The organism is Caballeronia ptereochthonis (assembly GCF_001545075.1).
GTDB classification, from domain to species: domain Bacteria; phylum Pseudomonadota; class Gammaproteobacteria; order Burkholderiales; family Burkholderiaceae; genus Caballeronia; species Caballeronia ptereochthonis.
In genome coordinates this window covers 1-23325 of record NZ_FCOB02000007.1, presented here as the reverse complement: position 1 = coordinate 23325, position 23325 = coordinate 1, and the positions used below count along the sequence as shown (strand labels likewise).

The window sequence follows — 23325 nt, the reverse complement described above, 5'->3', positions numbered from 1 at the left end:
ATGAAAGAGACCTTCAGAAAGCGGATTCTGGTGACGGGAGGCGCGGGCTTTCTGGGCTCGCATCTATGCGAGCGCCTGCTCGCGCAAGGCCACGACGTGCTGTGCGTCGACAACTTCTACACGGGCACGAAGGACAACATCGCGCATCTGCTCGACAGCCCGAACTTCGAGCTGATGCGTCACGACGTCACCTTTCCGCTCTATGTGGAGGTCGACGAGATCTATAACCTCGCGTGTCCGGCATCGCCGATTCATTACCAGCATGATCCCGTGCAGACGACGAAAACGAGCGTGCATGGCGCGATCAACATGCTGGGGCTCGCAAAGCGCGTTCGCGCGAGGATCTTCCAGGCATCGACGAGCGAAGTGTATGGCGACGCGCACGTGCATCCGCAACAGGAAGCGTATTGGGGCAACGTGAATCCGATCGGTCCGCGCTCCTGCTACGACGAAGGCAAGCGTTGCGCCGAAACGCTCTTCATGGACTACCGCCGGCAGCACGGCCTCTCGATCAAGATCGCGCGCATCTTCAATACCTATGGACCGCGCATGCATCCATCCGATGGCCGCGTGATCTCCAACTTCATGATGCAGGCGCTTTCCGGACAGCCGATCACCGTCTATGGCGAAGGCATGCAGACCCGCTCGTTCTGCTATGTCGACGACATGGTGGACGCCTTCATCCGCCTCATGAACACGCCCGATGAGCTCACCGGGCCCGTGAATCTGGGCAACCCGCACGAACTTTCGATGCTCGATATCGCGCGGCGCATCGTCGCGCTGACGGGTTCGTCTTCGGAGATCGTCTTCAAGCCCTTGCCGCTCGACGATCCGTGGCATCGTCGGCCCGATATCGCGCTCGCGCGCGATGCGCTCGGCTGGACGCCCACGACGCCGCTCGACGAGGGACTGCGGCGCACGGCGCAGCATTTCCGCCGCGTCCTCGAAGCCGCCGAGTCACGCGCCGCTTACAGCGCCTAAGGCGTGCGCGCGGTCACGCCGGCGATGGCCGCAATGAGCCTGGGCGCGGGCACCGGCTTCGTCAGGTGCGCCTGAAAACCCGCGGCCTGCGCGCGCAAGCGCGCTTCGGCCTGCGCGTGCCCCGTCAGGGCGATCGCCGGCATGCGTTCGCCGAGCGATACTCCGCGGCTCGCCTCCTCCTCGCGGATGAGCCGCAAGACCTCGTAGCCGTCCTGCTCGCCGCCGAGCACGATATCGCACAGGAGCACGTCGGGCCATTGCGCCGTGGACAGGCCGCGCAGGCGCTCGAGGGCTTCGTCGCCCGAGGCGCACGGCACCACATGCGCGCCCACCGATTCGAGCACCGCCTCGAGCGCGTCACGGGCATCTTCCTGATCGTCGAGCACCATGACCGTGACTCCCATGAGCGCATCGGCGGGAGCGGCCGCGGCAAACGCAGGGTCGTCGAGCACGGGGCGCAGGGGCATCGTCGCCACGTAGGCGACATGCCTGTCGATGTAGCGCGCAGCGAAACCGCCGCCCGTCTCGTTCAACGCGGCTTCGAGCCGGCGCATCTGGCGCGGCGACAGTTCGGCGGGACTCGCGCGCTGCCCCATCACGGTGAGGCTTGCGTGATTGCCCTCGCGGAAAACCCGCAGTTCGACTCGCTCGCCGCGCGCCGCCGCGCCGATCTGCACGCGGCACAGCTCGGCTACGATCTGCTGCAGCACGCTCGCGTCGCCGCTCACGCGCAAACCAGGCTCGGTGATGACCGTATAGAGATTCACGCCTCGCGCGGCAATCTCTTCGTGCAGCGCATCGACCACGCCCGCGACGAGCGCATCGAGCCCGACCGCCTGCGCGGACACCTTGCGCTGCGCATGCTCCAGCTCGCCTTGTTGCCATTGCAGCGACCACATGCGCGCGTACACGCCATCGCGCGAGAGCAACTCGTCATGCTGTCCCTGCTCGACGATGCGGCCGTGCTCCATCACGAGAATCCAGTCGGCATTCACGACGGTCGAGAGACGATGCGCGATGACGATCGACGTGCGTCCGCGCGCGAGCCTGTCGAGCTCCGTCTGGATCGCGCGCTCCGAGCGCGTATCGAGCGCGGAAGTCGCCTCGTCGAACACGATGATGCGCGGGTTCTTGAGAATCGCGCGCGCGATCGCGATGCGCTGACGCTCGCCCCCCGAGAGCCGCACGCCGCGCTCGCCGACGCGCGTGTCGTAGTGATCGGGCAGGCGTTCGATGAAGCCGTCCAGCTGCGCCGCGCGCGCCGCCTGCACGATATCCGCGCGCGTGGCGTCGCGGCGGCCGTAGCCGATGTTGTAGGCGATCGTGTCGTTGAAGAGCACGGTGTCCTGCGGCACGATGCCGATCGTCGCGCGCAGGCTGCTCTGCGTGACTTGCGCGATGTCCTGTCCGTCGATGCGGATCGCGCCCGCGGTCGGTTCGTAGAGCCGGAACAGCAGCTTCACGAGCGTGGATTTGCCCGATCCGCTACCGCCGACGACCGCGAGCTTCCTGCCCGGGTGCGCGCGAAAATCGACGTCGCGCAGAATCTGCCGCGCCGGATCGTAGCCGAACGCCACATGATCGAATTCGATCTCGCCCGCGCTCACGACGAGCGGCTTCGCGTGCGCCTCATCCACGTCCTCGCGAACCCGGCCGCGCGCGAGCAGGATATCGAACATGCGCTCGACGTTCACGACCGCATCATTGGTTTCGCGGAACACGAAGCCGAGCGTGTTCAGCGGATTGCACACCTGCACGATGTACGCGTTGACGAGCACGAGATCGCCGACGCTCATGGCGCCCGCCACGACGAGCTGCGCCGCGCGCAGCATCACCGCCGCGACGCCGAGCGCGATGATGGTGCTCTGCCCCACGTGCAGCAGCGTGAGCGCGCGTTGATTGGCGACCCGCGCATGAACCCATTCCTCGAGCACGCCCGACAGACGCCGCGTTTCCGTGCTCTCGCTCGCGAAGAACTTCACGGTTTCGTAGTTGAGCAGGCTGTCGACGAGACGGCTGTCGGACTGCGCCTCGAGCTGGTTGACCGTGCGCTGGAAGCGCATGCGATAGCGCGTGAAAACGAAGGTGTGAACGGAATACAGCACGAAGGTCACGGCGATGATCGCCATGAATTCGAGCGAATAATTGCTCACCATCACGGCAACGATCGTGCCGATTTCGATCATCACCGGCACGATGGTGAAGAACGCCGTGCCCAGCAGGAAGCCGATGCCGTCCGCGCCTTTCTGCACGTCGCGCACCACCGCTCCGGTTTCGCGCTGCGCATGAAAACGCGCGCCGAGCGCGTGCAGATGCTCGAACGTTCGCTCGGTGAACGACGCCACCGTGCGCTGCGTGACGATGCTGAACACGACATCGCGCGCTTCGTTGAGCACGTCGCCGAGATAGCGCAGCAGCACGTAGGCGAGCACCAGAAAGACGGGGAATACGACGGTCGATGCGGGGTGACTGAACTCGTCGATGACGCGCTTGAGCATCAGCGGCACCGAAACGACCGCGAGCCGCGCGCCGATCATCAGCACGACCGCTGCCGCCGTCTGATGGCGCCAGGCCCACACGGCGCGCCACAGATCGGCCACGATGCGGCCGCGCAGGCGCGCGCGCTCCCTGTCGGACGAGGCGTGCGGCGTCACGCGTTCCAGTCCTCGCGCTTCGCGGGGTCGGTTCCGGATTGTCCCGCGGCGTCCGCGCCGCCGGCCAAGCCCGCGGACTTTCCGGAAGCACCGCCATCCGATGAAATATTGCCGGGTGGCGCGCCGTTGTGCCGCGCGCATGCGTTCGTGGCGCCAGTCGTACATGCGCATGCGAGCGCGGGGATCATTCCGGATCGGAGAATGCGATTCATCTGGCCCTTTCCTTTGCGAGGCGATACGGGTCGCGCGAGTCCGAGTCCGGGTTGTTCAGCAATGCCCACGCCAGATCGATGACGAACCCGGCGCGCATGGACTCGATTCAGCGAGCCGCCCGTCGACGTGATTTCGGGAACATCCAATGCTGAATTTGATTGCATGGCCGCGCAAGCGGTCCTCTTTTTTCGACCAGCACTGGAGCCATGAATGAAAGCACTCGTCTACGAAGGACCGCGCAATGTCGTCGTGAAGGACATGCCCGACGCGCGCATCGAACAGCCTACTGACGTACTCGTCAAGATCACCACGACAAACATCTGCGGCTCCGATCTGCACATGTACGAAGGTCGCACCAACATGGAAACCGGCCGCATTCTCGGTCATGAAAATCTCGGCGTGGTCGTGGAAGTCGGCCCGGCGGTCGTGCATGTCAAGGTCGGCGATCGCGTCTGCCTGCCCTTCAACATCGGCTGCGGATTCTGCAAGAACTGCGAGAAGGGACTCACCGGCTTCTGTCTGACGGCCAACCCGGGCATGGCGGGCGCGGCCTACGGCTTCGCGGGAATGGGACCCTATAGCGGCGGCCAGGCCGAGTATTTGCGCGTGCCTTTCGGCGACTTCAACTGCCTTTTGCTGCCGCCCGACGCGCAGGAGAAGGAGAACGACTACGTGATGCTGTCCGACATCTTTCCGACCGGCTATCACGCTGCCGTCCTCGCGGGCGTCGAGGCCGGCGACAGCGTCGTGATCTACGGCGCCGGCCCCGTCGGTCTGATGGCGACGATCGCGGCCGACCTGAAGGGCGCATCGAAAGTGATGGTCGTCGACTCGCACCCCGATCGCTTGAGGCTCGCGGAAAAGCTCGGCGCGATACCGGTCGACGACAGCGACGGCGGCGCCGTCGATCGCGTGCTCGAACTGACGGGCGGCGAAGGCGCGGATCGCGGCTGCGAATGCGTGGGCTATCAGTGCACGTGTCAGGGCCACGAGGTGCCGAACCTCACGATGAACAATCTGGTGAAGTCGGTGCGCGCCACCGGCGGGATCGGCGTGGTGGGCGTGTTCGTCGCGGAAGATCCCGGCTCACCGGACGAGCTGATGAAGAAGGGACAGCTCGCGTTCGACTTCGGCACGTTCTGGATGAAAGGGCAGCACATGGCGACCGGCCAGGCCAACGTGAAGGCCTACAACCGCAAGCTGCGCGACCTGATCGCGGCGGACAAGGTAAAGCCATCCCGGATCATCTCGCACGAATTGCCGCTGGAACAGGCGCCCGAAGGCTACAGGAACTTCGACGAGCGCAAGGAAGGCTGGACCAAGGTCGTGCTCAAGACCGCGGCCTGAATGAATCTCATACAGGGAGAACGTCATGACCGATACCGATTACCCTCGCCCTCCTCTGCCGCCGCAACAGCAGGGCAATCGTCCCGGGCACACCGGCCCGATGGACCCGCCGCCGGATCACGGCGAATCGAGCTACAAGGGCAGCGGCAGGCTCGCGGGCAAGATCGCGCTCATCACGGGCGCGGACAGCGGCATCGGGCGCGCGGTGGCGATCGCCTATGCGCGTGAAGGCGCGGACGTCGCCATCGCCTATTTCGACGAGCACGGCGACGCCGAGGAAACCGCGCGCTGGGTCGAGCTGGCCGGAAGACGGGCGCTGCTCCTGCCCGGCGACATCACGGACCGTGAGCATTGCAGGCAGCTCGTCGCGAAGACGGCGGAAACGTTCGGACGCATCGACGTGCTCGTGAACAACGCGGCCTATCAGATGACCTACGACAAGCTGGAGGATATCAGCGACGACGAATGGGACAAGACCTACTCGACCAACATCGGGGCGATGTTTCGCATCACCAAGGCGGCGCTCGCTCACATGAAGCCCGGCAGCGCGATCGTCAACACGACGTCCGTCAACGCCGACGCGCCGAATCCCGGCCTGATCGCTTACGCGAGCACCAAAGGCGCGATCCAGAACTTCACGGGCGGGCTCGCGCAGCTGCTGGCCGAGCGCGGCATTCGCGCCAACTGCGTGGCGCCCGGGCCGATCTGGACGCCGCTGATTCCATCGACGATGCCGCCATCGAGCGTGGAGAACTTCGGCAAGCAAACGCCGATGAAGCGGCCCGGCCAGCCCGCCGAACTCGCCGCCGCATACGTGATGCTCGCATCGGACGAGGCCAGTTACATCTCGGGCGCGACCATCGCCGTGACGGGAGGCAAACCCATCATCTAGCGGGAACGGGCACGACGAGCGTCTCGCAGAATTGCACCGAGGCGTCGACGAGAGCCGGCTCGTCATCCGCTAGCAAAATTCGTCGCACCTTCGATCGCCGATGCGCCTGCAAGGTTTCGTTCGCAACCGCAGCAACAGACCGCCGACGGTAACGCGTAATGCCGCTAGAATTAAAAGTCAGCATAATCGCGGATAAACGCTCCAATATCGGTTTGCGTGCGGACCAAACGGATGATTTCCCATGCCGAGCAGCGAAAAAAAGGACAGCGGACTCTCCGCCGAGTGGGCAAAGGCCTGGAGCGACTCCACAGCCGATCTCGCCATTTTTTCCCTAACCCCGGCTGGATTCGTGTCGAGCTGGAACGCCGGAGGGACGGCCATCTACGGATATGCCCCCGACGAAATCGTGGGTCGTCACTACCGCGTCTTCTTTTCGGACGGTGAGCCGGATCGCCATACCCTCGAAATCGAGCTGGATGAAGCGAGCAAGCGGGGCAGCTACGTAACTGAAGGGTGGCGAAAGCGCAAGGACGGCTCAGTCTTCTGGGCGAGCGTCGTTACGAGCGCGCTTCCAGGAAGCGACGGCCTCCCCCGAGGCTTCGTGAAGGTCGTCAGGGACGAAAGCGATAAGCGAAAGGCTCATGACGCCGTGATCGAGAGCGAGCGCCGGTTTCGTCTACTCGTCGAAGGCGTGACAGACTATTCGATCTTCATGCTTTCGCCTCAAGGCCGTGTGACGAACTGGAACAACGGTGCCCGACGCATCAAGGGCTATACCGCTGAAGAAATCATAGGGTCGCACTTTTCTCGCTTCTACACGCCGGAAGATGCCGCGGCCGGACTGCCCGAACGTGCATTGGATACGGCCGCGCACGCGGGACGCTTCGAATCCGAGGGATGGCGCGTGCGGCGCGACGGCACCCGCTTTTGGGCGCATGTCATCGTCGATGCGATACGCGACGAATCGGGGGAGCTCATTGGCTTCGCCAAAATTACCCGCGATGTCACCGAAAAGCGCGAGGCAGAGCAACTTCTCGAACAGACCCGAGCTGAACTCTTTCGATCTCAGAAGATGGAGGCGATTGGCAAGCTGACCGGCGGCGTGGCGCACGATTTCAATAATGTCCTGCAGGTTCTCCGAGGCAACCTGGAATTGCTCCAAAGCCGGTGTCCGCGGGACGAGTGGATGATGGAGCGCGTGTCCAACGCCATCGACGCGGTGGAGCGCGGCGCCAAGCTCTCCGCTCAGTTGCTCGCCTTCGGCCGGCGGCAAGCGCTTCAACCCGTCGCTGTAAATCTCGCCGCCATGGTCCGTGACATGGACGAGTTGCTGCGTCGCGCGCTTGGCGAGACCGTCAAGGTTGAGACGGTCGTCTCAGGCGGTTTGTGGAACGCATTCGTCGATACCCATCAACTGGAAAACGTCGTCCTGAACCTGGCCATCAACGCGCGAGATGCCATGCCCGATGGCGGAAAGCTCACGTTGGAAATCGCCAACGCCATGCTCGATGACAGTTACGTGCGCTCGCTATCGGACGTACCACCCGGCCAGTATGTGATGCTCGGCGTGACGGATACCGGGACCGGCATGTCCCCCGAAGTCATCGAACGAGCGTTCGAACCGTTCTTTACGACCAAAGCCGAAGGCGAAGGGACTGGACTTGGGCTGAGCATGGCCTACGGTTTCGTGAAACAGAGCGGCGGTCATATTCGAATCTACAGCGAAGTGGGACACGGCACCACGGTGCGCATTTACCTGCCGCGATCCTTGGCGGATGCGTATGAACCGGCGCCTCGATGGAACTCTCCAATGACGGGAGGCAGTGAGACCGTGCTCGTCGTCGAGGACGACAAGAAGGTGCAAGCGACCGTGATCGAGATGCTGGCCGAGCTCGGTTATAGCGTGCTCAAGGCGGATAACGCCGAACAGGCGCTCGCTGTGTTGAGCAGCGGCGTCCACATCGATCTTCTCTTTACGGACGTCGTCATGCCCGGCTCGCTCAAGAGTCCCGAGATGGCCCGCCGGGCCGTACAGATTCAACCGCATATCCACGTCCTCTTCACGTCCGGCTACACACAGAACGCGATCGTCCATGGCGGACGGCTCGATCCAGGCGTGCAGTTGCTCAGCAAGCCGTACAGCCGTGAGGAGCTCGCGTTCAAAATTCGCCGCGTGCTCGGCTTTGATGGGCCGGCGCTCCCAATGTCCCCGGACGCCAACCAGCCGCAAGCGACGAGCGCGCCGGATAGATCGGCCAAGCGCGTGCTTGTGGTCGAAGACGACGACCCGTCCCGCGAAGCGGTTAGCGAGCTCCTTTCAGTGCTCGGTTATCAAGTCGTCCGAGCGGCGAACGCGACGGAAGCGCTTCGCGCTTTAAACGATGGCTCTTTCGATGTTCTGCTGACGGATCTTCGCCTTCCCGATATGCCGGGTACCGAACTAGCCCGGCGGGTAATCGAGGCATATGGAAAAACGCGCATCATCTTCGCTTCTGGAGATGTGGTTCTCTCAGACATGGCGCAGGGGTTTCCCTGGCAGGCGTTGCGCAAGCCGTATAGCCTCGCGGAACTGATGAAGGCCCTGGACCTGAGCTTTTCGCGATAAGACGCACCTGCGGATTGTCAGTCGACTTATTTGGCGGCCACGTTCGGTCGGTTCAGATGTACGGACGCTATCCGGGCGAGATGTGCAAGACCGCGGTGGTAACCGCCACTGAGTTCTCGCCTGGAGCAGCGAGGCGCGCGTCCTCGCTGCTCCTCATGCGATTAGCCAACTGAAACCTCAATGCGCCGTGGCTTGGCTTCTTCCCGACGCGGTATGGTTAGTGTCAGCACACCGTCTTTCAACGACGCCTCGACTTTGGAAGTGTCGAAATCCTCGCTTACCGTAAAGGTGCGAGAGAAGTAAGGCGCGCGAACTTCGGTGTGCACAAGCTGCAGGTTCGCTGGCACCGGGACTACCGATTCGGCGTCGATGGTCAGGCTGCCGTCATGGACCTTGACCTCGAGCTTGTCTCTGGAAACGCCGGGCAAGTCGGCCCAAAGCGTAACCTTGTGAACATCTTCAATGATGTCGACGCTCGGCGTCAATGTAGCCCGGCGACGTGCCTCAGTGCCCTCCTGACGAGTCACAGCGCCCTGGTCGCGTTCGGCGATTTGCGTGTTGTCACTCATGATGTCACCTCATTGCACAGTGATCGAACGTGGCTTGGAAGTCTCACGCTTCCCGACCGAAATCAGAATGCACCCGTCGACGTACCGGGCCTGCACTTTGTCGGGGTCCGCCTGCTGAGGCAGCTCGATCACCCGACGGAAAGTGCCGTTGAAACGCTCTTGCGCGTATTGCCGAGCGCCCTCGGGCAATTGCTCATGGCCCGTCGTTCTTTCTCCTGCAATGGTAAGCAAGCCCTTGTCGACCGACACGTCCAGCTTGCCCGTGTCCAGACCAGGGGCGAACGCCACGATTTCGACCGTATCCTCAGTCGACCCGATGTTGATCTGCGGGAAAGTGCCGACGCGTGTCGAACGTAGACTCGTAGGGAGCCCGCCGAACAAACTGGACATCTGCTGTTGCAGCCGGTCCAGTTCACTGAAGAGGTCGGGTCCAATGAAAGCATCACTCATTTTCGCTCTCCTCTCGCGGCGGAAAGGGGAAGCTGCATACGCGCTTCAGCCGAGCCGCCCCACTGCCGCGGAAAAAACAAGTTGAAATACGCAGCGCGCGCGATTGCGAGCTGCTGCCTTGACAAGGCCTAATATAGGAATCTAACGATGCTTTTCAAGAGCCTATTGCGCTCAGTTCGGGGACTTGAAAACAGCCGCCTCGCCCATACCATTCGCGCACCTGTAGTGACTGGGAGGACATCGTGGAATTCGATACAGATTGGCGCACGCATGGCAAACACCGCATTAGACTCCGCTCGGTTAAGGGCTTTCCGACTGAAGTCATGCACCAGCTCGCCGAAGTGACGCGGCTTGCCGTCGACAACAATATGAGCGCTCGAGCGCGCATTGTTGACATCGTCCTGCGTGAAGAGAAGATCTATGACATCACTGTCGGCTCGACGTTACCCGAAGACCGGATTTGCGCACCACAACTCGAAGCTGCCGTGGCAACGGTCATGGGACTGCCGCCCGATAAGGTCAATATCTTTGTGCAGACCGTAGCGCAGGAAGAGGTCGACTTGCACTTCGGCGTCTACGAGAGGATGCTCGCGGAAAAGTTCGGCGCGGTCCCGCCGCTGCAGTGACATAAAAGCGCGTTTATGTGGGGCGGCGCCATATATTTCGGCGGGTTTATTGACTCTCCATTCCGCCGTTACTAAATTCGATCTCGTTAAAGGCAATGCGACGCCGGTTGTGCGACTTATCGTGGTCGCGCAAAACGACGATGCGTCGCATACAAGGCATTCAGGGAAATGCGATGACTCAGTCCGTCAAGAACCATTCGTTACCGTTTCGACGCGTAATCGACCAGGCGAGTTCGGTACTCGCAGGGGCGAGGAAGCGTTGGCAAACTTCGAGGGAGGCACGTCTAGCGAAAGTGAACAGGAAACCTGGTCGTCAAGGGCATGACAGTGCCGACAAGCAAGTCGGATAACTGCTCTTCTTTCTTCAAGCGAAGCGCCCGTAATGGGTGAGTGAGTCCCGGCTTTGTGCCGGGCAGTCCGCCAAACCTGAGCGGTGATGGCGTCCCCGCGGGGCGGCCGCGGCACGAGGTGCCGTGGCCCCGCGAGCACGCTCTGTCTCTGACGGCGGCTCGCTGAGCCGACGGCCGCGATCAAGCGCTCGTTGTACAGAAAGCGCATCTTCGTGCCACGCGAAAGCGGCGACGACGCCAACACGGGCCGAACAGGGTCATGTCACTTTCCTCTTGCGATGCCCTGGTGCGGGCCCTCGGAACAGCTAGGGCCGTCCCTCGCTCGGTACCTCTGATGCCTTGCTGAGTTCTCCCATAAGGATTTGCGCGATGACGTTCGCGGGCGCGCGGCCATCGGGCGCCGCAGCCGTCGTTGCCCACGTGACGATCGTCGTTTTCGTCGCCGGATCGTAGCCCATGAACGTATTGAATCCTGGTATCTCGCCGGTGTGGCCGTAAAACGTGCCGAACTTGGCAAGGCCGAGGCAGTAACTGGCGGCCATCGGGTCCGACGGCTGGACCGACTTGCAGCTCGCGAGCCGTTGTGCCTGGAGATCGGCGTTCAGGTAGCCGCCGCCCACCATCCGCTGTACGTATGCCGCCAGTTGCGTCACGGTCGAAATGCCTGAGCCGGCGGTCCAGGCCCAGGATGTGCTCACGGACGTTACATCGGTGGGTTGCAGCGTCCCGTTCTTCGCGGCCGCCTGACGTTCAGGGGATAACGCCTCGCTGTCGGCCGTCTCCGCATTGGTTCCCCACTGATAGCCATGCGGCGCCGGAGCGGTCAGCGATGTATCGTCCTGCGGCGGAAGAAGCGTATCGGTCAAACCGAGCGGCGCAAAAAGACGCGCCTTCATTGCGTCCGCGGCGCTCATGCCGGTTAGCTGCTCAATGATGAGTCCAAGCAACACCGTGTTCGTGTTCGAATAGCGAAAATCGGCACCGGGCGCGAAATACACCGGCTGGCTGAACCCGATGTCGAGCAGTTCTCCGACGGTCCACACCTTGTTCGGCTCCGCGTCGAGAGTCTGATTGAACGCGAGGCTGGTTGAGTAGTTGTAGAGGCCACTGCGCATCGCCAGCAACTGCTCGATCGTGATCTTGTCGCCGTTAGGCACGTTCGCAATGTACTTGCTGACGGGGTCGCTCAGCCCCAGCTTTCCTTCCTGCACGAGTTGCAGGATCACCGTGCCAGTCCAGGTCTTCGTCACGCTGCCGACCCGAAAGTGAGCGGTCGTCGGAATCGGTGTATTCGTGCCTCTCACTGCCGTTCCGAACGATTCGAGCCAGTCGCCGTTTGGCGATTGCACATACACGACGGCGCCCGATGTCATCGTGTCTGCGAGCAATGTATTGATCTGGGGGCGAGCTGCGGTGGCAAACGCAGGCTCGCTCGATGAGAGCGTGTCATTACCGCCGCAACCGTGCAGGGTCATGCCTAGTCCAGCGGCCAGTGCAACCGCATATATCCGACGAGAGAGAACATGCGCCATGTACATAACAAAGCGGGAAGCTGCCATTTGGTTTCCCTCCCTCATCGTGAGGCCAACGTCTTGATGGCGAGCCAAGACGCCGGTACCGCATCGCTGGAATGGCCTCACCGGCGCGCGCAAATTGCGGGCGCCACGTCAAAACACCCCGCTGCATGGAGGTTTCAGGCGCTGTCGCCTCTCGTTCCTCTTTGAAGCGCGTCGAACAACTATAGGACGTGGATAGCGCATCTGGCGTGCGATTGACGTAAGCCGGAAGCGACTGACGCATTTCGGTCTTCCCAGAAGCAGAAACGTAAGATGGCACGGCCTCTTGCCTACGATGTCGCCGGAGCGGCTATAACCGATTCGCCGCGATCGGCGCTAATACTGGATAGCTGGCTGAACCATCAGTTCAAGCTTCGGTGCACCTTCTTGTCGCAAGCCCCCACGCCGAGGAAGACACGGTCTGTCGCGGGTCGATCGAATACGAGTGTGAAGAAGCAGCCCCGTTACCTCGGCCACTGATGTCATCGCGGCACAGTCTCTGAAAACACAACACACCACGGCGTCTCCCTGGTAGGAGCCCGTGGCTTTTATCATTGGCTCAAGTTATTCTGCGATGCGTTTGAAGCTGGCATAGTAATCGTCGGTGTAATAGCAGTCGCTGATCTGCCTGCGCGGTCCACCACATACGATCCGTCGCTGCCCGCGATCCGCCGAGCCGGGCGTGCGCACTGTGTATGCATGGTAGTAGCCGCGCGGATGCTGCGGCAGCAATGCCGCGCTGTTGCGGAACAAGACACCGTCCTCGCCAAAAGGGAACGGGCCGCCCGCTTTGATCAGACGCAGTGTTTCGGTTGCTTCTCCCGGCAACTGCGCCTTAGTGACGGCGGCCGGCGCGCTCCGCTCCTGTGCGCCCGATGCGGCGGCCGTGCCGCTCGCGGACTGCCCGAGTTGAACGGGCGCCTGGCTCGCCGATGCGCCCGATTCCTGAGCAGCGTTTTGCGATCCGTCCTTGCCGCATCCGCCGAGGATCGCGTTCAAGGCGAGGATGCAAGAGAAAGCCCACGCTCGCTTCACGAAACGGTTGCCTCCGGGTTGAGCAGCATTCGACGACCACGAACGAATTAAGGATATCGCTAATGGCAGAGTGAATCAATGTGGGCCGGAAACAGGAATCGCGTTCCGCTGCTCCATGTTTCTGTTCGACGCTCCTTGCTATCTCGAGAATCCGGCCGGCTACTTAACCAAACTCGTCATCGTTCTGGCGACGTAACGTGCTGTCAGGCCGCGACGCGGAACACCTTGACGGTGTCGCGCAGGCGCTCGGCCTGTTCATCGAGCGAGGCGGCCGCCGCCGCGGCCTGTTCGACGAGCGCGGCGTTCTGCTGCGTCACGTCGTCCATTTCGGCCACCGCCCGGTTGACCTGCTCGATGCCGGTGCTCTGCTCGGCGGAGGCCGCCGCGATTTCGACCATGATCTCGCTGACGCGGCTGATGGATTGCACGATCTCGCGCATCCGCTCGCCCGCGATGGCGACCTGACCGGTGCCGTCATCGACCTTCGATACCGACGAACCGACGAGCTCCTTGATGTCCCTTGCCGCCGTCGCGCTGCGCTGCGCCAGCGCGCGCACTTCGCCCGCGACCACCGCGAACCCGCGGCCTTCCTCGCCGGCCCGCGCGGCTTCCACTGCGGCATTCAACGCGAGGATGTTGGTCTGGAACGCGATGCCTTCGATCACGCCGATGATGTCGCCGATGCGCCGCGACTCGTCCGCGATGGTGCGCATCGCGCTGACGACCTGCTCGACCGCTTCGCCGCCACGGCCGGTCGCTTGCGAAGCGAGCTCCGCGAGGTGGCTGGCCTGCCGCGCGCTTTCGGCGTTCTGTTTGACCGTCGAGGTAAGCTGCTCCATGCTGGCGGCCGTTTCCTGCAGCGCGGCAGCCTGCTCCTCAGTGCGCTGCGACAGGTCCGTATTGCCCTGCGCGATCTCGCCCGATCCGGCGGCGATCGATTCGCTCGACTGCTGGATCTCGGCGACGAGCGTGCGCAGCTTCGTCTTCATCTGGCTCAACGCGAACAGCAGGCTCGAACGGTCGGCGAACGCGAGCTTCACTTCGGCGTCGAGATTGCCCTCCGCAATCTGTGCGGCGAATGCGGCAGCGTCGGCGGGCTCGCCGCCGAGCGCGTGGCGCACGCTGCGTGCCATGACGAACGCTAGCGCGCCGACTGCAGCGAAGATCGCCAGCGAGATGACGAGCAGCGTCGTCGCGAGTTTCCAGAAGGTGGCGTTGATGTCGTCATAAAAGAAGCCGGTGCCGATCCACCAGCCCCATTCGGGAATCGAGACCACGCCCTGCAGCTTCGCTTCGAGCGGCGCGTCCTGCGCGCGCCGGATCAGCACGTCGACGAGCGCGACGTGATGGGCGGCGAGCCCTTGCTTGTACGCTTCCGTATCGGTGCTGCCGCCCGGCGTGCGGTTGCCGCTCGTCTTCGTGCCGACGAGGCTCGCGTTCGGATGAACGAGGTTGATGCTGTCCGTGTCGGTGACCCAGTAGTAGCTTTTCTTGTCGGCGTTCAACTGGTTGAGCGCCTGCTTCGCGGCGTCTTGCGCCTGTTGCCGGGTCATCTGCCCAGAGGCTTCGAGCCGCCGGTAGAACTGGACGAGATGCTCGGCCTTTGTCAACAGATTGACAATCTGGCTCTGGCGGCTCTCGATGAGCGACGCATTGAGCGAATAGAGCGCCGTGGCGACGACACTCGCCACGCCCACGAGCGCCGTAACAACGAGAACAAGCAGTTTTGTCGAAAGTTTCATGCGGGTCCGCAAGGTGTGTTTATTAACTGGTTGGTATAACTATCGGCAAATTTGTCCACGGCTTTAATGGAAATCGGCGGCGGCGTGATCGGGCCCCTTGAAAAGCGGTGGCTGCACCCTTGCCGTTCCCCGTCTCATGCCCCCACCCAGATCATCGGCACGTTCCGCTCATCCATATCGGGCGACGTATGATAGGCGACGTGAACGCTGCATCGACCTGTGTGTCCTGCGTCATCGCGCGGCGGCGTGAGTGTGTTCCGTGACCGGAAGGAGACGCCACATGAAGAACCCGCCGACCATTCATCCGATGATTTGCGCATGCGCGCTGCTGCTCGCCGGCTGCGTCACCGCCCCCATGCCCGAAGGCGCGACGCATCTGAGCTTGCAGGAATGCCGCGACCTCACCGCGCTCAGAAGCAACGCGCCCATCACCCACGAGCGCAACATGAGCGAACTGGCGGCGCTGCAGAAGGCCGGCTACAACCCGTCGCCGTTCTATGATCCTTACTATCCCGATGATTTGCACGCGGCGCAGCGGCTGGTCGACCGCTGGTATCAAACGGAATGCCAGCAGACGCGGCCGGGTTGAAGCGCGGGCCGCCTCGCGCCGGTGAAGGCCGTCCCGCGCTGACGGTTCAAAGCATCGGAAGCGGTGACGCACGCCCGCGAGCCGCTGGTAAATCATCGACATAGGGATGTCCGTGCGCCTGGACAGCGCGCAGCTGACGTCCGCATCGACCTGATGCCACTTCGGCACGAGCCCGATGCCGCGTAGCTACCGGGGTTACTCAGTGCGCAATTTCTCGACCGTTCACGAAAAGCAGATATCGCCGCGCCGGTCACTAACATCGAGCCGCGGCGACTCCGGACACGGCATGAGCCGCATTGCCTCCGGCGGCTGCGGCGCCGCGATGCGATCCGCTTTCGCGCCTGCGCGTTCGTCGGGACGAGGCACGGATCGATGAACGAAGAGCGGATTACTTGTCATCGCGCGGATCGGCGAAGCGAAGCCCAGCACTCGCCGCAACCACCTCATCCGCGCACTTCAGCAAACCATGTATCAGGCGCGCCCGTGGCGATGCCCGCTGCCACACCACGCCGAAGCGGCGCGGCTCGGTCGGAATCGGCAGCGGCAGGCGCGCGACTGAAAGCGCGGCCGTCATCGGCGAGACGATATCCGGCACGAGCGACACGCCGAGTCCGCGATCGACCATCATCGCGATGGCCATCAGCGCGTTCAGCTCGAAGAGTTCGCGCGGCACGATGCGTGCCGCCCGCAGATACTGATCCGCCTGCTTGCCGCCGCCGAGCGAGCGATCGTAGCGGATGAACGGCTCGCGCCGCAGCAGCTCGTGCGGGTCGTCCTTCGCGAGCCGTGCCGGCGCGAGCACGACGAGCGGCTCCTCGCGCAGCAAATGCCAGTCGTACGCCTTCGGCAGCGCGAACGCCGGGTGCAGACAGATCGCGACGTCGAGATCGCCGCGCTGCAGCGTGTCGTACAGCTCCATCGACGTGCCCGCCCGAATCAGCACCTTCGCGCGCGGAAACGAGCGCGCGAAATTGGCGAGCACATCGGGCAGAAGGCTCAGCAGCGCCGTCGTGATCGTGCCGATGCGCAATTCGCCCGCCGCCTCGCCTTCGAGCGCGTGCGCTTTCAGATCGGCGAAATCGGCGACGAGGCCGCGCGCCCGCTCGATCACGCGATGCCCCGCCTCGGTTGGAATCACCGTGCGCCCGGCGCGCACCAGGAGCGTGACGCCCAGCTCGCGCTCGAGCGCCGACATCTGCTGCGCAATCGCCGCCGGCGTCACGCCCACGCGCCGCGCGGCTTCCGCCATCGAGCCGGTATCGACGACGAGCAGCAGACTGGCGAGAAATGCCGTATCCATCGGATAGATTTGCTTTCTTTTAAAGATAGACACGGATAGTTTATCTAAAACATCGGCATCCGTAGACTGGCCGGCATATCGAAAATGAAGGGAGACGCATGAGAAGCAAGCTCTTCGTGCCGGCATCGCGCCCGGAACTCTTCGCCAAGGCGCTCGCGAGCGCCGCGGACGCCCTTTCGTTCGATCTTGAAGATGCGGTCGCGCCCGAACGCAAGCCGCAGGCGCGCGCCGACCTTCGCGCGCTGCTCGCCACCGACGACGCGCTCGCCAGCGACAAGACGCTGATCGTGCGCGTCAACGCGCTGTCGACGCCGCATTTCGCCGCCGATATCGATGCCGTCGCGCGCAACGGCGTGTCGCTCGTCAATCTGCCGAAACCCGAGCATCCCGACGACGTGCGCGCCGCCGCCCAGGCGCTCGAAGCCGCCGAGCGCGCGAACGGCGTCACCGCGCCGATCGGGCTCCTGCTCAATGTCGAATCGCCGCGCGCGTTGCGCATGGCCGCCGAGTTGGCGCACGCCCATCCGCGTGTCGCGGGCCTGCAGCTCGGTCTCGGCGATCTGTTCGAGCCGCTTTCGATCGCGCGTCGCGAAACGGCCGCGATTGCCCAGGCGATGTTCACGCTGCGCATCGCGGCGGGCGAAGCGAACGTGTTCGCCTACGACACCGCGTTCGCCAGCATCAAGGACATCGACGGCTTTCGTGCCGAAGCGGAGATGGCGCGCGCATTCGGCTTCATCGGCAAGAGCTGCATTCATCCGAGCCAGATCGCGATTGCCAACGACGTGTTCCGCCCTTCGGATGAAGACGTCGCGCATGCGGTGCGCGTCATCGAGGCGGCGCGCGCGGCGGATGAACGAGGCATCGGCGCCTATGTCGTGGACGGGAAGATGATCGATCCGCCATTCGTCGAGCGTGCGCGCGCGCTCGTGCGGGATGCGGCGCGCCTCGGCCTGCTCTCGCAAGAGCAGCGCGTGGCCGCCGGAATTTGAAGAAGGAGAAGGTTTCATGGAACAGAACGTTGGGCGAGGCGGTCCGCTTTCCGGCGTGCGCGTGCTCGATCTGAGCGCGTATATCGCGGGGCCTTACGGCTGCACGCTGCTCGCGGATCAGGGCGCCGAAGTCATCAAGATCGAGCCGCCCGCGGGCGACAATCTGCGCAAGTATCCATCGACGCTCGAAGCGGAAAGCCGCGCCTTTCTCGGCGTGAATCGCGGCAAGCGCGGGCTCGTGCTCGATCTGAAGCAGCCGGAAGCGCTCGACGTGCTGCTCTCGCTCGTGAAAGAGGCCGATGTGCTCGTGCATAACTTTCGTCCGAGCGTGCCGGCGCGGCTCGGCATCGCGTACGAGCAGCTGCGTGAGATCAACCCGCGTCTCGTCTATTGCGCGGTGACGGGTTACGGCGAAACCGGTCCGAGCAGGGACAAGGCCGGCTACGACCAGGTGCTGCAAACGATGACCGGGATGTGCACGCTGCAAGGCCCCGCCGATGGGCCTCCTGAAGTGCTGTATGGCTCGGTCGTCGACTACTACGCGGCGGCGCTGGTTGCGTCGAGCGTGTCGTCGGCGCTGTTCGCGCGCGAGAAGAGCGGCGACGGGCAGTACGTCGGCGTGTCGCTGCTGCGCAGCGCGCTCACGATGCAATCCGCGCGCATGATCTGGGCCGACAGCGAACCGAAGGACGTCGGCCGCGACATGCGTTCGGGCGGCATCACGGGCATCCATCCAACGCGGGAAGGCTATCTGTATCTCTCCGCGAATACCCCGCACTTCTGGAAATCGCTCTGCGAGCTGACGGGCCTCGAAGCGCTCGCCGGCGACGAGCGTTACGACACCGTTCGCAAGCGCGCGATCCATCGCGACGAGATCGTGCCGAAGCTCCACGCGGCGCTCGCGCAACGCACCGCGCTGGAATGGGAAGCGCTTTTCGGCGACGCCGTGCCCTGCGCCGCCGCGCGCAGTGTCGAAGACATGTTCGACGATCCGCAAGTGCTCGCCGAGGACATGGTCGCGCGCTTCGATTACCCCGGGGTGGGCGCGTATCGCGGCTTCAAGCATCCGGTGCGCTTCGGCGCGACGCCCCTGCCCGAGCCGTTCGCGGCGCCCGCATTCGGCGAGCACAGCGATGCCTTGCTGCGCGAGGCCGGCCTGAGCGATGAACGGATCGAAGCGTTGCGTGCGAAGCGCGCGGTGCTCTGAACCCGTGCGACGACATAAGAAACTCGGAGACACATCGCGATGAAATGCGATTCCCACATCCATATCCATGACCGCGCATTCCTGAAGCAACCGCGCCCGCAAGGCTTCGTCGACAACGACGATGTCGCCGCATATCGCAAGGTGCAGACGCGCATCGGCACGCAGCGCGTGGTGATCGTCACGCCGCGCGTCTACGGCACGGACAACGCCGTCACCGTCGATGCCATTCGCCAGTTCGGCATCGGCAATGCGCGTGGCATCGCGGTGCTCAATCCCGATGTCACCGACGATGAGCTCGCCGCGCTGGACCAGGGCGGCATTCGCGGCATCCGCTTCACGCTTTACACGGCGAAGAACGCGGCGGTCGGCTTCGATATGGTCGAGCCGCTCGCGCGGCGCGTCGCGGAACTCGGCTGGCATGTGCAACTGCACTGGACCGCGGAGCAGATCGTCGAGCATGAAGCGATGCTGCGACGTCTGCCCGCGCCGATGGTCTTCGACCATCGTGCGCGCCTGCCGTCGAAGGACGGCGTGCATCACGCGGCATTCGATATCGTGCGCAGTCTCGCGGATGCGGGCCGCGCGTGGATCAAGCTCTCCGGCCCCTATCTGGACTCGGCGGTCGGTCTCGAACACCGCTACGCCGACATCGCGCCGATGGCGCGCGCATGGGTTCAGGCCGTGCCCGAACGCCTCGTGTGGGGCAGCGACTGGCCGCACGTGACGGAGACGCACAAGCCCGACGACGTATTCCTGATCGACCTGCTCTCCGAATGGGTCGACGACGAAGCGACCCGCGAGCGCATCCTCGTCACGAATCCCGCCATGCTGTACGGCTTCGCGATCTAAAAGAACAAATACCTCAGGAGACACAGCATGAAATCCGCCACCGCGCCGTCACCCGTGCGCAAGACACGCTTCACCGAAGCAACCATCCGGCTCTTCGAGCGCACCATTCCCGATCCGTTCGTGCTCGCGATCCTGATCACCGCGATCGTCGCGGCGCTGTCGCTGATCTTCGCGCCGCACGCGTCCGTGCCGAAGATGATCGGCGGCTGGTACAAGGGCTTCTTCGACATCTTCACGTTCGCGTTCCAGATCACGCTCGTGCTCGTCACGGGCCACGCGTTCGCACACGCGCCGCCCGTGCAGCGCATGTTCAAGGCGCTCGTGTCGATCGCGCGCACGCCTGCGCAGGCGGCCACGCTCACGTTCGTGCTCGTCGCGGTGACGTCGTTCTTCAACTGGGGCATGGGTCTCGTCGTCGCGGCGCTGCTCGCGCGTGAAGTGGCGAAACGCATCCGCGTGGATTTCGCGTGGATCGTCGCGGCGGGCTTCTCGGGCTGGGTCGTGTGGGCAAGCGGCATTTCGAGCTCCATCGCCCTCGCGCAGTCGACACCGGGCAGTTCGATGAACGTCGTGCAGAAGCTGACGGGCGCGGTGCTGCCATTCGGCGAAACCGTGTTCACGCGCTTCAATCTCGTGCCGACGCTCGTGATGCTCTTCGCGATGCCCTTCGTGCTCACCTGGCTCAAGCCGCGCGACGAAGACGCCGTCGTGCTCGACACCGAACAGCATCCGGACGCGCCGCTTCGCAAGAAGCCCGAAGGCAAGCTGAGCTTCGCGCGCTGGATCGAGCATTCGTGGATCGGCAGCGCGTTCATCGGCGCGGCCGGCATCGCGCTGATCGTGCTTGTCTTCGTCGGTGGGCAGTCCCGGCACATCGCGTTTTCAGGCGTGAATGCGGTCATCTTCGTGATGTTCATCGCGGGCGTGATCCTGCATGGCTATCCGCTCGCGTATGCGGACGCCATCAAGAACGCCGCGAAGCAAACCGGCTCGATGATGCTTCAGTATCCGCTCTATGGCGGCATCATGGGCATGATGGACGCGACCGGCCTGCCCGATGTGATCTCGCACTTCTTCATCGCGATCTCGAATGCGCACACGCTGCCGTTCTGGAGCTACGTGTGCTCGCTCATCGTCACCTTCTTCATTCCGAGCGGCGGCGGACACTGGGCCGTGCAAGGGCCGTTCGTCGTGCCCGCGGCCGTCGCGCTGCACGCCTCCGTTCCCGCGACGACGATGGCCGTCGCGATGGGCGAGCAGGTCTCGAACATGATGCAGCCGTTCTGGGCCGCGCCCGTCGTCGCGATGGCGGGCGTCGGCGTGCAGCGCGTGCTCGGCTTCACGGTGATGACGTTCGCGGTCGGCTTGATCGTGTATGGCGCCGCCTTGCTGATCTTCATCTGAAGCACGATGAACGGAGACGAATCGATGAAGTCCACGACGACACAATCTCTGCAGCCCCGTGAAAGCATGAGCCTTAAAGAGCGCTGGTGGCGCGTGTTCGACGTGCGCATCGGCGCGCTGCCGTTGCCCGTTTATCTGGTGCTGATCGCCGTGCTCGCCGCGATGAGCGCTCACGGCGCGCTCGCCTCCGATCTGCCGACGGGCATCGCACTGGTGACGGTCGGCGGCTTCACCTGCGCCGAGCTCGCAAAGCGCATTCCGTGGATACGCCACATCGGCGCGACGTCGATCTTCGCGGCCTTCATCCCGTCGATGCTGGTCTACTACAAGCTGATGCCCGCGCCGATTACGAAGGCCGTGACGACGTTCACGAAGCAGTCGAACTTCCTCTACCTCTTCATCGCGGCGATCATCGTCGGCAGTGTGCTGAGCATGGATCGGCAGACGCTCGTGAAGGGCTTCGTGCGCATCTTCATTCCGGTCGCGAGCGGATCGGTGGCGGCGGCTATCGTGGGAACCGCGCTCGGCACGGCGCTCGGCCTCGACATGAAGCACGCACTTTTCATGGTCGTCGTGCCGATCATGGCGGGCGGCGTCGGCGAAGGCGCACTGCCGCTGTCAGCCGGCTATGCGCAGATTCTCGGCGCCGAACAGGGACCGCTTTTCGCGCAGGTGCTTTCGGCCGTGATGCTCGGCAACATAGCGGCGATCTGCTGCGCGGGGTTGCTCAACTATCTCGGCGCGCGCCGCCCGCGTCTCACGGGCAACGGGCGGCTCACCATCGCCGAAGGCGGCGACGAGGTCGCCGACTCGAAAGGCGCTTCGTTCGAATTCGACGTGAGCTCCGTCGCGGCGGCAGGGGCGACGGCCGTCGCGCTCTATCTGCTGGGCGTGCTGAGCCACCAGTATTTCGACTGGCCCGCGCCCGTCGTGATGCTCGTGCTGGTCGTCGCCGCGCAGTTCTTCCAGGTCGTGTCGCCGCGCGTGCGAGGCGGGGCGCGCTTCATGTACGGCTTCTTCTCGACTGCCGTCACTTATCCGCTGATGTTCGCGATCAGCGTCGCGATGACGCCGTGGGGCGAGATCGTCACCGCGTTCCACTGGGTCAACATCGTAACGGCCGTGTCGACCGTGCTTACGCTCACGTTGACGGGCTTCTTCGTCGCGCGCTGGACGGGCATGCATCCGGTCGAGGCGGCCATCGTCAACGCGACGCACAGCGGGCTTGGCGGCACCGGAGATGTGGCCATTCTGACCGCCGCCAACCGCATGGAGCTGATGCCGTTCGCGCAGATCGCGACGCGCATCGGCGGCGCGATCACGGTAATGGCCGCCCTCGCGGCCTTCGCATGGCTGCGCTGAGTACTGGCCTCCCTCACTCGCCGCGCCGCGCCGCGTTCATCCGTTCCGGCATGCCGATGATCGCGTCGATGCGGCGCATGCGCGACCACGCGCGCAAACTCAGGGCGGCTTCGACGGCATCCGCCATTGCACGTTCAGCAGATGGTCGCGCATGCACGCTGCCGCCGTTGCGCCGTCGCGCTCGACCATCGCCTTCACAACGGCCTGATGCTGCTCGGCGAAATGCCGCCGCGTTTCCTGATCGGCGGTCTTTTCGCGCAGATTCGGCTTCATGCGCATGCCGTTGACCACCTCCATCAGCGCGATGATCGCCGGGTTGCGCGTGGCCTGCGCGATCAGCAGATGAAAGCGGTGATCCCACTGCTGCCATTCGTCGTCGTCATTCGCCATGGCGTTGCGCCTGGCGCATTTCTCCAGTTCCGCGAGGTCGTCGGGGCTCGCCTTGCGCGTCGCCAGCTCGACGAACGCAGGTTCGAGCACGAGCCGCATCTCCGCGATATCAGCCGGACTCGAACCGGCGCGCAAGCTGCGTAGCGACGCCGAAAACTTCAACGGACGCGCGCCCAGATAAGTGCCGCGCCCGACCCCGCGCCACACACGCC

Annotated in this window: 19 protein-coding genes; 11 read left to right on the top strand and 8 right to left on the bottom strand. The window is 63.8% G+C overall.

Annotated features, from left to right (window positions below):
* Complete coding sequence (locus AWB83_RS09005; protein WP_087044434.1) at positions 1 to 981, top strand: UDP-glucuronic acid decarboxylase family protein; 981 nt, start codon at positions 1 to 3, stop codon at positions 979 to 981.
* Here the strand turns inward: AWB83_RS09005 and AWB83_RS09000 are convergent.
* On the bottom strand, positions 978 to 3635 hold the full coding sequence (locus AWB83_RS09000; protein ID WP_244197638.1) for an ATP-binding cassette domain-containing protein: 2658 nt from the start codon (positions 3633 to 3635) through the stop codon (positions 978 to 980). The genes AWB83_RS09005 and AWB83_RS09000 overlap by 4 nt on opposite strands.
* A gap of 423 nt (positions 3636 to 4058) precedes the next feature.
* Here AWB83_RS09000 and AWB83_RS08995 point away from each other — a divergent pair, with 423 nt between their 5' ends.
* The 3 genes from AWB83_RS08995 (at position 4059) to AWB83_RS08985 (ending at position 8692) form a co-directional block, all read left to right on the top strand.
* The gene (locus AWB83_RS08995; protein ID WP_087044432.1) at positions 4059 to 5195 is read left to right on the top strand and encodes a glutathione-independent formaldehyde dehydrogenase; all 1137 of its coding nucleotides are present in this window, start codon (positions 4059 to 4061) and stop codon (positions 5193 to 5195) included.
* A 25-nt stretch (positions 5196 to 5220) separates the two neighbouring features.
* Positions 5221 to 6087: a glucose 1-dehydrogenase gene (locus AWB83_RS08990; protein ID WP_087044430.1), complete on the top strand. Its 867-nt coding sequence runs from the start codon at positions 5221 to 5223 to the stop codon at positions 6085 to 6087.
* A gap of 241 nt (positions 6088 to 6328) precedes the next feature.
* Positions 6329 to 8692: a hybrid sensor histidine kinase/response regulator gene (locus tag AWB83_RS08985; protein WP_087044428.1), complete on the top strand. Its 2364-nt coding sequence runs from the start codon at positions 6329 to 6331 to the stop codon at positions 8690 to 8692.
* A 161-nt stretch (positions 8693 to 8853) separates the two neighbouring features.
* On the opposite strand, the gene AWB83_RS08980 is transcribed toward AWB83_RS08985, so the two are convergent.
* Both AWB83_RS08980 and AWB83_RS08975 read right to left on the bottom strand, forming a co-directional pair.
* A complete protein-coding gene (locus AWB83_RS08980; RefSeq protein WP_087044425.1) occupies positions 8854 to 9261 on the bottom strand; it encodes an Hsp20/alpha crystallin family protein in 408 nt (135 codons plus the stop codon).
* A gap of 9 nt (positions 9262 to 9270) precedes the next feature.
* Positions 9271 to 9711, bottom strand: coding sequence for an Hsp20/alpha crystallin family protein (locus AWB83_RS08975; RefSeq protein ID WP_087044422.1), 441 nt, complete (start codon positions 9709 to 9711; stop codon positions 9271 to 9273).
* A gap of 242 nt (positions 9712 to 9953) precedes the next feature.
* Between AWB83_RS08975 and AWB83_RS08970 the strand changes: the two genes are divergently transcribed.
* On the top strand, positions 9954 to 10337 hold the full coding sequence (locus AWB83_RS08970) for a hypothetical protein (RefSeq protein WP_087044420.1): 384 nt from the start codon (positions 9954 to 9956) through the stop codon (positions 10335 to 10337).
* 655 nt (positions 10338 to 10992) lie between these two features.
* Here AWB83_RS08970 and AWB83_RS08965 read toward each other — a convergent pair.
* The 3 genes from AWB83_RS08965 to AWB83_RS08955 form a co-directional block, all read right to left on the bottom strand.
* Entirely contained in the window at positions 10993 to 12162 is a 1170-nt protein-coding gene (locus tag AWB83_RS08965; protein WP_244197637.1) for a serine hydrolase domain-containing protein, read from the bottom strand.
* A gap of 645 nt (positions 12163 to 12807) precedes the next feature.
* Positions 12808 to 13278, bottom strand: coding sequence for a ribonuclease (locus AWB83_RS08960; protein WP_087044416.1), 471 nt, complete (start codon positions 13276 to 13278; stop codon positions 12808 to 12810).
* Positions 13279 to 13481: 203 nt separating this feature from the next.
* Complete coding sequence (locus tag AWB83_RS08955) at positions 13482 to 15020, bottom strand: methyl-accepting chemotaxis protein (protein WP_087044414.1); 1539 nt, start codon at positions 15018 to 15020, stop codon at positions 13482 to 13484.
* 280 nt (positions 15021 to 15300) lie between these two features.
* Here AWB83_RS08955 and AWB83_RS08950 point away from each other — a divergent pair, with 280 nt between their 5' ends.
* The gene (locus tag AWB83_RS08950; protein WP_087044412.1) at positions 15301 to 15609 is read left to right on the top strand and encodes a DUF4148 domain-containing protein; all 309 of its coding nucleotides are present in this window, start codon (positions 15301 to 15303) and stop codon (positions 15607 to 15609) included.
* A 388-nt stretch (positions 15610 to 15997) separates the two neighbouring features.
* Here the strand turns inward: AWB83_RS08950 and AWB83_RS08945 are convergent, their stop codons facing one another.
* A complete protein-coding gene (locus AWB83_RS08945) occupies positions 15998 to 16909 on the bottom strand; it encodes a LysR family transcriptional regulator (protein ID WP_087044410.1) in 912 nt (303 codons plus the stop codon).
* Between the two features lie 98 nt (positions 16910 to 17007).
* Between AWB83_RS08945 and AWB83_RS08940 the strand changes: the two genes are divergently transcribed.
* The 5 genes from AWB83_RS08940 (at position 17008) to AWB83_RS08920 (ending at position 22723) form a co-directional block, all read left to right on the top strand.
* Positions 17008 to 17901, top strand: coding sequence for an HpcH/HpaI aldolase/citrate lyase family protein (locus tag AWB83_RS08940; protein ID WP_087044408.1), 894 nt, complete (start codon positions 17008 to 17010; stop codon positions 17899 to 17901).
* Between the two features lie 16 nt (positions 17902 to 17917).
* Complete coding sequence (locus AWB83_RS08935) at positions 17918 to 19108, top strand: CaiB/BaiF CoA transferase family protein (protein WP_087044406.1); 1191 nt, start codon at positions 17918 to 17920, stop codon at positions 19106 to 19108.
* 39 nt (positions 19109 to 19147) lie between these two features.
* The gene (locus AWB83_RS08930) at positions 19148 to 19957 is read left to right on the top strand and encodes an amidohydrolase family protein (protein WP_087044403.1); all 810 of its coding nucleotides are present in this window, start codon (positions 19148 to 19150) and stop codon (positions 19955 to 19957) included.
* Between the two features lie 27 nt (positions 19958 to 19984).
* On the top strand, positions 19985 to 21361 hold the full coding sequence (locus AWB83_RS08925) for a short-chain fatty acid transporter (RefSeq protein ID WP_087044401.1): 1377 nt from the start codon (positions 19985 to 19987) through the stop codon (positions 21359 to 21361).
* Positions 21362 to 21427: 66 nt separating this feature from the next.
* A complete protein-coding gene (locus AWB83_RS08920; RefSeq protein ID WP_244197636.1) occupies positions 21428 to 22723 on the top strand; it encodes a 2-hydroxycarboxylate transporter family protein in 1296 nt (431 codons plus the stop codon).
* A 99-nt stretch (positions 22724 to 22822) separates the two neighbouring features.
* Here AWB83_RS08920 and AWB83_RS08915 read toward each other — a convergent pair.
* Positions 22823 to 23325: FadR/GntR family transcriptional regulator (locus AWB83_RS08915; protein ID WP_087044398.1), on the bottom strand; the 503-nt coding region annotated here is incomplete at its 5' end.